The following is a 13862-nucleotide window of genomic DNA, read 5'->3' as shown; positions in this document are numbered from 1 at the left end:
CGATGCTAGTGGCACTGGGTGCCAATAACCAGGGGTCTTCCGCGCCGCGGCACGGCTCACCGGCCGAACAGCGCCGCGAGCGCCGGCGCCACGTCGCGGTGCCCGCGCACGACGCGCAGCCGGCCGCGGCCGAGCGCGGCCAGCTCGCGTCCGAGGTCGACATCCTTCTCGCCGTCCGCGTCGAGCAGCACGTCCAGGCGCGGCAGCCGCGCGGCCACCGGTCGCGGGTCCGGCCCCGCGTTGTGCACGCAGTCCGACAGCAGCAGCACGCGCGCGTCGCGCACCGGCACGCGGGCGAGCTCGCGCGCGGCGACCTCGAGCGGGAAGGCGATGTTCGTCAGGCCGCGCGCCGGGATCCGCAGCACGCGGTCCAGCACCTCGCCGGGGCGCACCGGCTCGCCGAGCGGATGGACGATGGCCGCGTCCGACCAGAACGCGATCACCGTGAGCGCGTCGTCGGCGAGCTCGGCGGCGAGCGCGCCCACGGCGGCGGCGGCCGTGCGCACGCGCTCCCCGCGCATCGACCCCGACACGTCCAGCAGCAGCGCGACCGAGCGGCGCGTGCGCGTCCGCTCGCGCACGACGATGTCCTCGTCCTCCGGCACGGGCCGCTCGGCCAGGATCTCGAGGGTCCGGTCCAGGTCGATCTCGTCGGATCCCCCTCGGTACGGCGCGCTGGCGAGGCGCCCGGCCCCGCGGCGCCCGGTCGGGTCGGCGCGCGGCCGCGGCAGCGCCAGGCGCGCGGCGATCCGCGCCGCCCGCTCCCGCACGGCCGACTCGGCCTCGGCGTCGGCGTCGGGCGCCACGAGCTCGGCCGCATCGTCGGTGAACTCGCGGCCCCCGCGGCCCGGCCGCTGCGGACCGCCGGCCCCGGATCGGCCGCCCGCGATGCGCAGCACGACGCCCCCGCCGCTGCCGCCGGCCTGGTAGAGGCGCGGCGCCTCGTCGAGCTGCTTGGGCCGCCGCCGCAGCGGGCGCCGCCCCTCGCGCCGCAGGGGCGTGTCGGCCTCGATGTCCCTTCAGCCGGGCGCCGCCGCGCGCGGCTCGAGCACGAAGCGGTCCTCCCAGATCTCGCGCAGCACGGCCTCCGGCGTGGTCTCGGCGGCCTCGTCCACGTGGATGCGCCCCGACAGCGACACGATCATCGCGTCGAGCATCAGCCCGGGGTAGCGCTCGTCGTCGGGCTCCGCCACGCCCCGCAGCCGCGCGAGCTGCGCGGCGACGAGGACGCAGTCGATCGCGCCGCGCACGCTCGATCCCTGCCGCACGTCCGGGTGCCGGCGCGTCGCGCGCGTGACGGCCACCGCATCGGCCGTCATCCTCTCGCCGAGCGGCCCGCGCTCCCCCGAGCGCAGCGCCACGATGCGCTCCTCGGCGTCGGCGTCCTGGTAGCCGATCGCGAGCCGGTTGAGCCGGTCGTGCACGCTCGTCGACAGGCGCGTGGTGCCCACGTTGTCGTACGGGTTCATCGACGCGATGACGCGGAAGGTCGGCCGCGCCTCGATCCGTCCGACCCGCGGCACGGTGATCGCGCGATCGGCCATGGCGGTCAGCAGCGTGTTGAGGGTGTCGTCGGGCGCGCGGTTGAACTCCTCGATGTAGAGGAAGCCGCCCACGCGCATCGCCTCCACGAGCGGGCCGGCGACGAAGTTGTCGGCGCTGTAGTCCTCACGCAGCACCCGCGCCGGATTGTGGTGCCCCACGAGCTTGGCGGGCGTGAGGTCGGCGTTGCCCTCGACGAACAGCAGCGGCACGCCCCACTCCGCGGTGATCGCCGTGAGGATCGTCGTCTTGCTCGTGCCGGGCGGCCCCTCCAGCACGATGTCGCGCCCCGCCGCGACGGCCGCGAGCGTGAGCTCCAGCTCGCGCTCGCGGCCGACGAGGTGAGAGGCGATCCGCTCGCGGGCGTCCGCCAGCGCTCGTTCCGTCTCCCCCTGCAGCGCGGTCACTTGATGGCCGCCCCCGCATCCACCGGCAGCGTGACCCCCGTGATGTACCGCGCCTCGTCCGAGGCGAGGAACAGCAGCGCATTCGAGATGTCCACCGCCTCGACCCACGGGATCGGCAGCGCGTTCATCCGCGTGGCGGCCTCCGCGAAGTCGTCCTTGGTCGGGTGGTCGAGGTCCGGGCGGAACAGGCGGTAGATCGCGTCGTTCTGCACCATGTCGGTGTCGACCGTGGTGGGGTGGATGCTGTTGACCCGGATGTGCTCGGGCGCCAGCTCGAGCGCGAGGGTGCGCATGAGCCCGACGACGCCGTGCTTGGCGGCGACGTAGTGCGAGATGTTCTCGTACGGGAACAGGCCCGCGTCGGAGCTCGTGAGGATCATCGACCCGCCCCGGCCTCCCGCCCGGATGTGCGGGATCGCGGCCTTGCACGTGCGCCACACGCCCGTGAGGTTGATCTCCTGCATGTTGACGAACTGCTCGTCCGGGATGTCCTCGCTGCGGTTCGGAGCCCCGGAGATGCCCGCGTTGGCCGACACGATGTCCAGGCGCCCCAGCTCGGCGACGCCCTTCTCGACCACCGCCTGCACCTGCGCGAAGTCGCGCACGTCGGCCTTCTCGGCCACGATCCGCCGATCCAGCGCCTCGACCTGGCGCACCGTCTCGGCGAGGTCCTCCTCGGTGGCCGGGTCGTACGGCACCTCGGGGATGGCCTCGCAGATGTCGAACGCGATGATGTCCGCGCCCTCCTGCGCGAGCCGGATCGCATGCGACCGCCCCTGCCCGCGCGCCGCGCCGCTGATCAGCGCGACCTTTCCTTCGACACGCCCCATTGCGTGCTCCTTTCGTTCCCGCGGCCGCCGATCGGCGGTCGCGCCCTTCCGCACCGCGGTCGCGGTGCGCGTCGTTTCAGTGCACCGCCGCCGCGCCGTCCACGGGGATCTGCCCGCCCGAGACGTAGTACGCCTGGTCCGAGGCGAGCCAGGCGACCGCGTTGGAGACGTGGATCGGCTCGATCCAGGCCTTGCCGAACGGGTTGAGGCCGGCGAAGGCGGGCTCCGCGTCCTCGGCCGTCGGCTCGGCCAGATCGGGCCGGAACAGCCGGTACGTCGCCTCGTTCTTCACCATGGGGGTGTCGATCGAGTTCGGGTGGATGGTGTTGACGCGGATCCCGTGCGGGCCGAGTTCGTTGGCGAGCACCTTCATGAGCCCGACGACGGCGTGCTTGGTCGTCGTGTAGGCGGCGACGTTGGCCAGGCCCTTGAAGCCGGCCAGCGACGAGATGATGATCACCGAGCCGCCCGCGCCGGCCGCGATGAGGTGCTCGGCCGACGCCTTGTACGTGTGCCACACGCCGGTGACGTTGATGTCCATGAGCTCCTGCCACGCCTGCTCCGACACCCGGTGCGTCTCGTCGCCGAACGTGAAGATGCCCGCGTTGGCCACGACCACGTTGAGCCGGCCCAGCTGCGCCACGCCGTCGTCCACGGCCCGCGTGAGCGCGTCGATGTCGCGCACGTCGGCGCGCGACGCGACGATCCGCCGATCCAGCGCCTCGACGTGGCGCACCGTCTCGGCGAAGTCCTCCTCGGTGGCGGGCGGATAGAACGGCGCCACCGACTCCACGCCCTGCACGAAGTCCACGGCGATGATGTCGGCGCCCTCCTGCGCCAGTCGCACCGCGTGCGAGCGTCCCTGCCCGCGCGCGGCTCCGGTGATCAGCGCGACCTTGCCCTCCAGCTGCCCCATCGGGGTGTCTCCCTTCTCGTGTGACTCGATGCGCGCCGCGGCGATGCGGCGTCGCTCGGAAACGCGAAAGGGCGCCGCACAGGCGGCGCCCTTTCGTCATCGGCTCGGTCCCTCCGTCCGGCCGTCGCTCCTTCCGGCGTCCGGGTCGGCGGCGACCCGCGCGACCCGTCCCGTCAAGCGCGCGGGGGCGAACCCCGCGATCGGGCTCTCGTTGCACGCCGACACGGGCGGCGCGGCGACGTCCTCCCGGCGCCGCGACAGCGTGACGCGCACCGGCCCCATCCCGCTCGGGGCGGTGCCCCGCGCCGGCGGCGCCGTGCGATGCGAGTGGTCGCCGCTGGGCTTGGGCTTGTCGCCCTTGCGCTCCTCGAGCGCCGCGGCGCCGTAGCCCTGCACGCACTCCGGGTCGGGCCCGTCGAGCGGCAGCCCGGTGAAGAACTTCGCCGCCATGCAGCCGCCCTTGCAGGAGTCGAAGAACTGGCACGACGAGCACGCCCCGCCCGACTGCGGCGCCCGGAGCCGCTGGAACAGCTCCGAGGTCTGCCACACGCCCTGGAATCCGCCGGGGGCGCGCACGTTCCCGGCCAGGAACTCGTCGTGGATCGCGAACGGGCAGGCGTAGACGTCGCCGACCGGGTCGATGAGGCAGACCACGCGGCCCGCGCCGCACAGGTTGAGCCCCTCGAGCTGCTGCCCGAAGGCGGAGAGGTGGAAGAACGAGTCGCCCGTGAGCACCTCGCCGTCGTGCGCCACGAGCCAGTCGTACAGCTCGCGCTGCTGCTCGGGCAGCGGGTGCAGCTCGTCCCACACGTCGACGGCGCGGCCCGACGGCCGCAGCCGCGTGAGCCGCAGCTGGGCGCCGTAGCGGTCGGCGATCGCCTTGAACTCGTCGAGCTGCGGGATGTTCTGGCGGGTGCACACCACCGAGAGCTTGAAGTTCTTCATGCCGGCGGCCTGCAGGTTGGCCATCGCCTGCAGCGCCATCTCGTAGGAGCGGGGCCCGCGGATCCAGTCGTTGACCTCCGCGGTGGCGCCGTCGAGCGAGATCTGCACGTCGACGTAGTCGTTGGCCGCGAGCTTCGCGGCCACCTCCGGAGTGATCTTGACGCCGTTCGTCGAGAACTTCACGCCCACGTGGTGGGCGGTGGCGTAGTCGACGAGCTCCCAGAAGTCGCTGCGCACCGTCGGCTCGCCGCCGCCGATGTTCACGTAGAACACCTGCATGCGCTCGAGCTCGTCGATGATCTCCTTGCACTCCTCGGTCGTGAGCTCGCGCGGGTCACGCCGGCCGGAGCTCGACAGGCAGTGCACGCACGAGAGGTTGCACGCGTAGGTGAGTTCCCAGGTCAGGCAGATGGGGGCGTCCAGCCCCAACTCGAAGTGATCGACCAAGCGCTTCGGCCGCGGCGGCACGAAGGCTGTCGGTGCGTCGATGAGGGTCATGCGTCACGCTCCACGATCATGTGCGAGGCCGCCAGCGTGCGCACCGCGCCGACGTACGGCTCGGCGGAGGCGGCCGGGACGCCGGCGGCCGCGATCGCTGCCCGCGCGCTGGTGTGATCACCCAGCGAGCGGACCACGTCGAGCAGCGTGCGGTCCTTGAGGAACGACAGCTTGCGCGTGCCGAAGTGGTACAGCAGCGCCCCGAAGGGCTCCGGGCGCACGGCGACCTGCGGATGCAGACGCCAGGCCCGGTCGGCGTCGAAGTCGGTCATGGATCAGTAGACGCCGCACATGCCGTCGATCGAGACCTCTTCCACGAGGGAGTCGCTCTCGATCGGCGACGCGAGCTGCTCGTCGTCGCGGGGCGTCTGGCGGGCCGGGATGGATACAGTCATCATGGTTCTCCTCTTCCGCCGCCTCCATTGGCGGCTGGTCTTCGCCCTCGTCGGCGGGATCCATTGCGTCCGTCGATGACGACGGTTACTGTGACGGCGATGCTAATGGCACTCGGTGCCGTAAGGGAAGAGGGTCTTTCATGACGCCGGACGTCGCGGTCGCTGCCCGGCCCGGACGCGCGCCCGTGACGAGCGCCGCCGAGCTCGGTCGGGTCGGCCTCGAGCTCATCCTCGATCGGGGCTTCGATGCCGTCACCGTCGACGACATCGCGGCCGCCGCCGGCATCGGGCGGCGCACCTTCTTCCGCTACTTCTCGTCCAAGAACGACCTGCCGTGGGGCGACTTCAACGCCCTGCTGACCCGGATGCGGGCCCACCTCGCCGAGGTGCCCCGCAGCGTCCCGCTCGCCGAGGCGCTGCGCGACGCCGTCGTCGAGTTCAACCGCTTCCCCGACGACGAGATGCCGCAGCACCGCAAGCGCATGGCGGTGCTGCTCGAGACGCCCACGCTCGTGGCCCACTCCGCGCTGCGCTACGAGGAGTGGCGGCGCGTGGTGGCCGAGTTCGCGGCCGATCGGCTGGGCATCGCGCCCACGTCGCTCGTCGCCAACGCCACCGGCCGCGCGTGCCTGGCGATCACCCTGGCGGCCTACGAGCACTGGCTGCGCGACGAGGACGCGGTGCTCACCGACCTCATCCGCGAGGGGTTCGTCGAGCTGGCGCGCGTGTTCGGCGCCCCGGAGTATGGGGGCGCCGAGAGATGAGGCCCGGCGGCGCGTGGGACGTGGTGATCGTCGGCGGCGGATCCGCCGGCTCGGTCCTCGCCGCGCGCCTGAGCGAGCAGCCCGACCGCCGGGTGCTCCTGCTCGAGGCCGGCGCCGCGCCCCGGCGCGTGGCCGACTTCCCCGCCGTCACCCGCGACGGCGCGACCGTGGCGGGGTCCGTGCCCGGACACGAGGCGAGCTGGACGTTCCGCACCGAGCTCGCGCCCGGCCGCGACTACGACCTCGTGCGGGGCCGGATCCTCGGCGGCTCGAGCGCCGTCAACGGCGGCTACTTCGTGCGCCCCCGACCCACCGACCTCGCGCGCTGGGCCGAGGCGGGCGGGGACGCCTGGTCGTACGAGCGGGCGCTGCCCGCCCTGCGCGCGCTGGAGACCGACCTCGACCACGGCGCCACGGCGATCCACGGCGGCTCCGGCCCGATGCCGGTGCGCCGCGCGGGCGGCGATCACCCCGTCGCGCGGGCGTTCACGGCGGCGGCGCTCGGCACGGGGTATCCGGCCGAGCCCGACAAGAACGCCCCCGGCCCCGCCGGCGTCGGCCCCGTTCCGCAGAACGTCATCGCCGGCGTGCGCCGCAACGCCGCCATGCAGTACCTGCTGCCGGTGCTCGATCGCCCGAACCTCGAGATCCGCGGCGGGGCCGTGGCGCAGCGCATCCGCTTCGCCGGCACGCGTGCGATCGGGGTGGAGCTGGCCGGCGGAGAGGTCGCCTGGGGCGACGAGATCGTGCTGTGCGCGGGGTCGATCGCGAGCCCGCACCTGCTCCTCCTCTCCGGCATCGGTCCGGCCGACGAGCTGGCCCGCCACGGCATCCGGCCCGTCGCCGATCTGCCGGGCGTCGGCCGGGACTTCACCGATCACCCCGACCTCACGATCGCCTGGCACGCGCGCGAGGAGGCCCTGCCCGGCGCGCCGCTCGACGGCGGCGCGTTCGCGGTCGCGCTGAACCTGTCGGCCGATCAGGGCGTGTCGGGCGACCTGGAGCTGCTCGTCGGGCTGCGCCCGCTCGACGAGCTGCTGCCCGGCCTCGGCATGCCGCGGCACATGCCCGTGATCCTCGGGCTGCAGTCCGAGCACGCCCGCGGCCGCCTCGCGCTCGCCTCGGCCGACCCCGCCGCGGCGCCGGTCATCGCGCACCACTACCTGTCCACGGCGCACGATCGCGCCCTGGCCCGCGAGGGCCTGCGCGTCGGCGCCGATCTGCTGCGGCGCCCGGAGTTCGCCGGCGTCTTCGCCGGCCTGGCCGAGCTCGACGACGACACCCTGCGCTCCGACCGCGCGCTCGACGCGTGGGCGCTCGCGCACCTCGGCACGGCGATCCACCTGTGCGGCAGCGCCCGCATGGGCCGGGCCGACGATCCCGGCGCCGTGACCGACGGCGCCGGCCGCGTGCACGGCGTCACCGGCCTGCGCGTGGCCGACACCTCGATCCTGCCCGTCGCCCCCACCCGGGGGCCCGCCGCAAGCGCGGTGCTGATCGGCGAGATCATCGCCGGCGCGATGCGCGGAGAGGCGGTGATGCCCGCCGCCGCCTGAGGGCGGCCCCGTGTCCCCGCGCCTTGGCGCACCGATCCTGTCCCCCGAGCGCACGACGCTGTGCCTCTGACCCCCAGGAGGTTGGTCGACGATGACCATCACCGACACGTTCCCCGCTGCCGACACGATCCCCGCGCTGCTCGCCTCCGAGCCCGCGCCGGGGCCGCGCCCCGAGGCGCGCCTGACCGCCGCTCAGCGCGTCCTCGCCATCCTCGAGACCTTCGACCACGACCACATCCTGCTCACGCTCAGCGAGATCTCCCGCCGCTCCGGCCTGAGCCTGTCCACCACCCACCGCCTGGTCGGCGAGCTGCGCGCGTGGGGCGCCCTCGAGCGCAGCGACGACGGCCGCTATGCGATCGGCATGCGCGTGCTCGAGCTCGGCTCGCTCGAGCCGCAGGGGCTGCGGCTGCGCGCCGTGGCGCTGCCCTACCTGAGCGACCTGCACGGCGCCATCGCCGCCGACGTCAACCTCTCGGTGCGCGACGGCGACGACGTCGTCTACGTCGAGTCGCTGCGCTCGCGCCGCGGCGCGCCCGTCCTCACCCGCCTCGGCGGGCGCTGGCCGCTGCACGCCACCGGCACGGGGCAGGTGCTGCTCGCGCACGCGGCGCCGGAGGTGCAGGACCGGGTGCTGTCGCGCCCGCTCAAGCGCTTCACGCCGAAGACGGTGACCGACCCCGACGAGATGCGCCGCACGCTCGCCGACGTCCGCACGCGCGGCTACGCGGTCGTCGACGAGTCGATCACCGCGGGCGCGATCGCCATCGCCGTGCCCGTGCGCGCCGCCGGCGAGCGCGTGGTGGCGGCGGTGGGCGTCACGATCAAGCGCGGCAGCTGTCCCCCGCAGTCCGTGCTGCCCGCCCTGTCGATGACGGCCCGCGCGATCTCGCGCGGCATGGGATCGGCCGCCGCGAAGGAGAGGATGCGGGCCTGAGGGCTCAGCGCTGCGGCGCCAGCAGGGAGCGGGCGGCGGCCTCGGCGGCGTCGGTCACCTCGGCGACGGAGCCGGTGGCGGGCACGACCGCGCCCCGCTCGTCCGCACCCAACGGCTCGAGGGTCGCCAGCTGCGTCCCGAGCAGCGAGGCCGGCATGAAGTGACCGGTGCGCGTCGCGAGGCGCGCGCCGAGCAGCTCCGGACCGGCCGAGAGGTGCACGAACGCGACCTCGCCGCCGTGCGCCGCGAGCGCCTCGCGGTAGCGCCGGCGCAGGGCCGAGCAGGCCACGACGGGCAGGTCCCCCGCCGCCTGCACCTGCGCGATCCGCCGGCCCACGCGGCGCAGCCACGGCAGGCGATCGGCGTCGCTGAGCGGGGTGCCCGCGGCCATGCTCGCCCGCGCCTGCGGCGAATGCAGATCGTCGGCCTCGACGAACACGCCGCCCAGCCGCTCGGCCAGCGCGCGGGCGACGGTGGTCTTGCCGACGCCCGATACGCCCATGACGACGATCGCGGTCGCGTGCTCGCTCATCCCTCCTGGATAGCGCATCCCGGCCCGCTCCGGGCGGGCCTTGACGGCCGTGCCGGGGGCGGCGCGCACGGGCGCCGCCCCCCAAGCCCGCGGTCAGAACACGACGATGGGCTTGAGCACCTCGCCCGATTCGGAGTCGGCGAAGGCGGTGTTGATCTCGTCGAACGCGTAGGTGCGGATGAGCTTGTCGAAGGGGAAGTGACCGGCCCGGTGCAGCGCGATCAGCTCCGGGATGAACAGCTGCGGCACGGCATCGCCCTCGACGATCCAGGTGACGCGAATCCCCCGCGCGAGGGCGGCAGGGAGGTCGATGACACCCTCGCTGCCCGCCTTCGCTGCGCCGAGTGCGCCGGCGTGGCCGGCCACGGCGAGCGAGTTGATCATCTGCTGGAAGACGCGCGCGTTGCCCGTGGTGTCGAGGGCGGTCTGCACTCCGCCGCCGGTGATCTCGAGGATGCGCTCGACGGCGTCCTCCGTCCCGCCGTTGATGACGTGGGTCGCACCCAGCTCCTTCGCGAGCTCGAGCCGGCTGTCGACCATGTCGACCGCGATGATCGTTCCCACGCGGTTGGCCACGGCACCCATGAGGGCGGACAGGCCGACCGCTCCCGCGCCGAACACGACGAAGCTGCCGCCGGCGACGGGACGCAGCACGTTCAGCACGGCGCCGGCGCCCGTCTGGATGCCGCAGCCGAGCGGGCCCGCCAGCTCGAGCGGGAAGTCGTCGGGGATCTTGACGACGCTGCGCACCGACGCGTTGACGACCTCGGCGAACGACGACTGCCCGAAGAAGTGCGACTTGACCGGTGCGCCGTCGGCGTCGGTGAATGCCGTGCTGCCGTCGGGACGGCCGCCCGCGAAGTTGTGGACGAAGATGTTCAGGCAGTAGGCGGGGTGCCCGTTGAGGCACTGCTCACACGTGCCGCAGCTGTTCACGCTCAGCACGACGTGATCGCCGGGCGCCAGATGGCTCACGCCCGGGCCGACCTTCTCCACCACGCCGGCACCCTCGTGCCCGAGCACCATCGGCGGCTCCGTGGGCATCCAGCCGTCGCGCACCACCGCGTCCGTGTGGCACACGCCCGTCGCCGTGATGCGCACCTGCACCTCGTTCGCCCGCGGCTCATCGAGCTCGAGCGACCGGATCTGGAGCGGCTCCCCCGTCTTCTCGTAGACAGCTGCCTTGACGTTCATCCCATCCTCCTGATGTATCGATCTGCGGAAACGTCTCCCCGTCGCATCGTGGGCGGGCGGCGAATTCCCTCCGTTCAGAACCATACGCCTGAATAGATATCGCGGCGCCGCCGCGTCCGCGATCGCATCCCACTCAAGACCCTGTGGTGGTACATTCCCACCATGGATGGGACATACAGCATCGTGCTGGGGGATCGCGGGCGCCTCGTCATCCCCGCTGAGCTGCGCGCCCGTCAGCAGTGGGATCAGGGCACCCCGCTCGTGGCGATCGAGACGCCCACGGGCGTCGTCCTGCTCTCGCGCGAGCAGGCGAAAGCCGCCGTCCGCCGGCAGCTCGCGGGCGGAAGCCTTGCGGACGAGCTGCTCGCCGAGCGACGCCGCGCCGCGGCCGCGGAAGACGCCGCGTGACCGTCGTCGACGCCTCCGCGATCCTGGCATTCCTGCAGGGTGAAGAGGGCGCGGACACCGTCGAGGCCGCGCTGGCGGGCAGCGCGATCAGCGCCGTGAACTGGTCCGAGGTCGCGCAGAAGGTACGGGCTCGCGGCGGCGACTGGGGCACGGCCCGCGCCCTGCTGCTCAGCTACGACCTGAAGGTCGAGCCGGTCACCCTCGTCGACGCCGAGCACGCCGCCGGACTCTGGGCGCCCGGGCGCGGACTCTCCTTGGCCGATCGACTGTGCATCGCCCTGTCTCACCGGCTGGGAGTCGACGCCCTCACCGCCGACCGCGCCTGGGGTGACGGCCGGGGCATCCGCCAGATTCGCTGACGCACCGATGCGTCCGGCCCGTCAGCCCGCCGAACTAGAATCGAGTGATCCCGCCATTCCGCGAGTCTGGAGCGCCTCCGCGTGAGCACCGAACACGTCGTCGACACCGTGGCCAACGCCGCAGCCACCCCGGAGAAGGAGCAGCCGTTCGAGGCGCTCGGACTCAAGCCGGACGAGTACGCGAAAATCCGCGAGATCCTCGGCCGCCGCCCCACCAGCGGCGAGCTGGCGATGTACTCGGTGATGTGGTCGGAGCACTGCTCCTACAAGTCGAGCAAGATCTACCTGCGCCAGTTCGGCAAGAAGGTCTCGCCCGAGATGACCGAGAAGCTCATGGTCGGCATGGGCCAGAACGCCGGCGTGGTCGACGTGGGCGAGGGCTGGGCGGTGACCTTCAAGGTCGAGTCGCACAACCACCCCAGCTACATCGAGCCGTTCCAGGGCGCCGCGACCGGCGTGGGCGGCATCGTCCGCGACATCATCTCGATGGGCGCCCGGCCCGTGGCGGTCATGGACCAGCTGCGCTTCGGCGCGATCGATCACCCCGACACCGCGCGCGTGGTCCACGGCGTGGTCTCGGGGATCTCGAGCTACGGCAACTGCCTGGGCCTGCCCAACATCGGCGGCGAGACGGTGTTCGACGCCACCTACCAGGCCAACCCGCTCGTCAACGCGCTCGCGGTGGGCGTCATGCGCCACGAGGACATCCGCCTCGCCAACGCCACCGGCGCCGGCAACAAGGTCGTGCTCTTCGGCGCCCGCACGGGCGGCGACGGCATCGGCGGCGCGTCGATCCTGGCCTCCGACTCGTTCAGCGACGGCGGCCCCACCAAGCGCCCCGCGGTGCAGGTGGGCGATCCGTTCGCCGAGAAGGTGCTCATCGAGTGCTGCATGGAGCTGTACCAGAACGACCTCGTCGAGGCGATCCAGGACCTCGGCGCCGCCGGCATCTCGTGCGCCACAAGCGAGCTGGCCGCCAACGGCGGATCGGGCATGAACGTCGAGCTCACCAACGTGCTGCTGCGCGACCCCTCGCTCACCGCCGAGGAGATCCTCATGAGCGAGTCGCAGGAGCGCATGATGGCGATCGTCGCGCCCGAGAAGCTCGACGCGTTCCTCGCGGTCGTGCGCAAGTGGGACGTCGAGACGAGCGTGCTCGGCGAGGTCACCGGCGACGGCCGCCTCGTGATCACGTGGAACGGCGAGACGATCGTCGACGTCGACCCCTCCACCGTCGCCGTCGACGGCCCCGTCTACGAGCGGCCCGTCGCGTACCCGACGTGGATCGACGCCCTGCGCGAGGACAGCGCCTCGGCCCTGCCCCGCTCGACCGACCCCGCCGACCTCAAGGACCAGTTCGCGAAGCTCGTCGCCTCGCCGAACCTGGCCGACACGAGCTGGATCACCAACCAGTACGACTACTACGTGCTCGGCAACACGGCCCTGTCCTTCCCCGACGACGCCGGCATGATCCGCGTCGACGAGGAGTCCGGCCTGGGCTTCGCGATCGCCACCGACGCCAACGGCCGCTACTGTCAGCTCGACCCGTACCAGGGCGCGCAGCTGGCCCTCGCCGAGGCCTACCGCAACGTCGCCGTCACCGGCGCGACCCCCGCCGCGGTGACCGACTGCCTCAACTTCGGCTCGCCCGAGAACCCCGAGGTCATGTGGCAGTTCTCGCAGGCCGTCGAGGGCCTCTCCGACGCCTGCCTCACCCTCGGCGTGCCCGTCACGGGCGGCAACGTGTCGTTCTACAACCAGACCGGCGACACCCCGATCCACCCGACGCCCGTCGTCGGCGTGCTCGGCGTGATCGACGACGTCTCGCGCCGCGTGCCGAGCGGCTGGCAGGACCCGGGCCAGAACATCTACCTGCTGGGCGTGACCGCCACCGAGCTGAGCGGATCGGCCTGGGCCGACGTGATCCACGGTCACCTCGGCGGGCGCCCGCCGGCCGTCGACCTCGACGCCGAGAAGCGCCTGGCCGGGCTGCTGCGCGCCGCGAACGACGAGTGGCTCATCTCGAGCGCCCACGACCTGTCCGAGGGCGGCCTCGCCCAGGCGCTCGCGGAGTGCGTGACGCGCTTCGGCGTGGGCGCCCGGGTGTGGCTGTCCGAGCTCATGGAGCGCGACGGCGTCGACGCCGCGGCCGCGCTGTTCTCGGAGTCGACGGGCCGCGTGCTCGTGTCGGTGCCGCGCGAGGACGACGTGAAGTTCCGCGGCCTGTGCGCCGGCCGCGACTACCCGGTGCTGCGGATCGGCGTGACCGACACGGTCCCCGACCTGGAGATCCAGGACTACTTCACGTTCTCGGCCGCCGAGCTGCGCGAGCTGTCGACCTCGACCCTGCCCCGCTACTTCGGCGAGACGGTCGCGGAGCCCGTGTGACGCTCATCAACCACTCCGAGCTCGAGCCCGACGACGACGAGCCCTCGGTCTCGCTCGACCGCCGCAACCGTCGCGTGCGCACGGTCGCGTGGGTCGTGATCGTCGCCCTGCTCGTGACCGGAGGCGGCGCGAGCGCCTTCGCCCTGCTGTTCGGCTGATCCCGGCCGCCCGGCTTCCGCGCTCCGGAGCCT

Annotated in this window: 16 protein-coding genes; 7 read left to right on the top strand and 9 right to left on the bottom strand. The window is 73.0% G+C overall.

Features of this window, described 5'->3' with window-relative positions; genetic code table 11:
- Positions 1 to 56: 56 nt before the first annotated feature.
- From E3O41_RS00710 to mftA, 7 genes are all read right to left on the bottom strand, one after another.
- Positions 57 to 899 carry a VWA domain-containing protein gene (locus E3O41_RS00710; RefSeq protein WP_205631776.1) on the bottom strand — a complete coding sequence of 281 codons (843 nt, stop codon included), beginning with the start codon at positions 897 to 899 and terminating at the stop codon, positions 57 to 59.
- A 120-nt stretch (positions 900 to 1019) separates the two neighbouring features.
- Complete coding sequence (locus tag E3O41_RS00705) at positions 1020 to 1949, bottom strand: AAA family ATPase (RefSeq protein ID WP_218939251.1); 930 nt, start codon at positions 1947 to 1949, stop codon at positions 1020 to 1022.
- Positions 1946 to 2779 (bottom strand): mycofactocin-coupled SDR family oxidoreductase, encoded by an 834-nt coding sequence (locus E3O41_RS00700; RefSeq protein ID WP_135011783.1) that lies wholly within the window; start codon positions 2777 to 2779, stop codon positions 1946 to 1948. Before E3O41_RS00700 ends, E3O41_RS00705 begins: the two co-directional genes overlap by 4 nt.
- A 76-nt stretch (positions 2780 to 2855) precedes the next feature.
- A complete protein-coding gene (locus E3O41_RS00695) occupies positions 2856 to 3695 on the bottom strand; it encodes a mycofactocin-coupled SDR family oxidoreductase (RefSeq protein ID WP_067028359.1) in 840 nt (279 codons plus the stop codon).
- Positions 3696 to 3791: 96 nt separating this feature from the next.
- Complete coding sequence (mftC, locus tag E3O41_RS00690; RefSeq protein ID WP_135011781.1) at positions 3792 to 5138, bottom strand: mycofactocin radical SAM maturase; 1347 nt, start codon at positions 5136 to 5138, stop codon at positions 3792 to 3794.
- Positions 5135 to 5410: a mycofactocin biosynthesis chaperone MftB gene (gene mftB, locus E3O41_RS00685; protein ID WP_067028361.1), complete on the bottom strand. Its 276-nt coding sequence runs from the start codon at positions 5408 to 5410 to the stop codon at positions 5135 to 5137. Before mftB ends, mftC begins: the two co-directional genes overlap by 4 nt.
- 3 nt (positions 5411 to 5413) lie before the next feature.
- The gene (mftA, locus tag E3O41_RS00680) at positions 5414 to 5536 is read right to left on the bottom strand and encodes a mycofactocin precursor MftA (protein WP_083991072.1); all 123 of its coding nucleotides are present in this window, start codon (positions 5534 to 5536) and stop codon (positions 5414 to 5416) included.
- Between the two features lie 137 nt (positions 5537 to 5673).
- Between mftA and mftR the strand changes: the two genes are divergently transcribed.
- The 3 genes from mftR to E3O41_RS00665 all read left to right on the top strand — a co-directional run bounded on the left by mftR (position 5674) and on the right by E3O41_RS00665 (position 8790).
- On the top strand, positions 5674 to 6297 hold the full coding sequence (gene mftR / locus E3O41_RS00675) for a mycofactocin system transcriptional regulator (RefSeq protein WP_135011779.1): 624 nt from the start codon (positions 5674 to 5676) through the stop codon (positions 6295 to 6297).
- On the top strand, positions 6294 to 7853 hold the full coding sequence (gene mftG, locus E3O41_RS00670; RefSeq protein ID WP_067028367.1) for a mycofactocin dehydrogenase MftG: 1560 nt from the start codon (positions 6294 to 6296) through the stop codon (positions 7851 to 7853). Before mftR ends, mftG begins: the two co-directional genes overlap by 4 nt.
- Positions 7854 to 7944: 91 nt before the next feature.
- Positions 7945 to 8790, top strand: a complete 846-nt coding sequence (locus E3O41_RS00665; protein WP_173849919.1) for an IclR family transcriptional regulator — start codon at positions 7945 to 7947, stop codon at positions 8788 to 8790.
- A gap of 4 nt (positions 8791 to 8794) precedes the next feature.
- On the opposite strand, the gene E3O41_RS00660 is transcribed toward E3O41_RS00665, so the two are convergent.
- The gene (locus E3O41_RS00660) at positions 8795 to 9322 is read right to left on the bottom strand and encodes a gluconokinase (protein ID WP_067028368.1); all 528 of its coding nucleotides are present in this window, start codon (positions 9320 to 9322) and stop codon (positions 8795 to 8797) included.
- Between the two features lie 93 nt (positions 9323 to 9415).
- The gene (locus E3O41_RS00655; protein WP_067028370.1) at positions 9416 to 10516 is read right to left on the bottom strand and encodes an NAD(P)-dependent alcohol dehydrogenase; all 1101 of its coding nucleotides are present in this window, start codon (positions 10514 to 10516) and stop codon (positions 9416 to 9418) included.
- A gap of 162 nt (positions 10517 to 10678) precedes the next feature.
- Here E3O41_RS00655 and E3O41_RS00650 point away from each other — a divergent pair, with 162 nt between their 5' ends.
- The 4 genes from E3O41_RS00650 to E3O41_RS14050 all read left to right on the top strand — a co-directional run bounded on the left by E3O41_RS00650 (position 10679) and on the right by E3O41_RS14050 (position 13829).
- Entirely contained in the window at positions 10679 to 10924 is a 246-nt protein-coding gene (locus E3O41_RS00650) for an AbrB/MazE/SpoVT family DNA-binding domain-containing protein (RefSeq protein ID WP_067028372.1), read from the top strand.
- The gene (locus E3O41_RS00645; protein ID WP_067028374.1) at positions 10921 to 11283 is read left to right on the top strand and encodes a type II toxin-antitoxin system VapC family toxin; all 363 of its coding nucleotides are present in this window, start codon (positions 10921 to 10923) and stop codon (positions 11281 to 11283) included. Before E3O41_RS00650 ends, E3O41_RS00645 begins: the two co-directional genes overlap by 4 nt.
- Before the next feature lie 81 nt (positions 11284 to 11364).
- On the top strand, positions 11365 to 13671 hold the full coding sequence (gene purL, locus E3O41_RS00640; protein WP_067028376.1) for a phosphoribosylformylglycinamidine synthase subunit PurL: 2307 nt from the start codon (positions 11365 to 11367) through the stop codon (positions 13669 to 13671).
- A complete protein-coding gene (locus E3O41_RS14050) occupies positions 13668 to 13829 on the top strand; it encodes a hypothetical protein (RefSeq protein ID WP_158231537.1) in 162 nt (53 codons plus the stop codon). The genes purL and E3O41_RS14050 overlap by 4 nt, the downstream gene beginning before the upstream one ends.
- The last annotated feature ends 33 nt before the right edge of the window (positions 13830 to 13862 follow it).

Origin of the sequence: Microbacterium sediminis (assembly GCF_004564075.1) — a bacterium.
GTDB lineage: Bacteria > Actinomycetota > Actinomycetes > Actinomycetales > Microbacteriaceae > Microbacterium > Microbacterium sediminis.
This window is presented reverse-complemented; position numbering and strand designations above follow the sequence as displayed.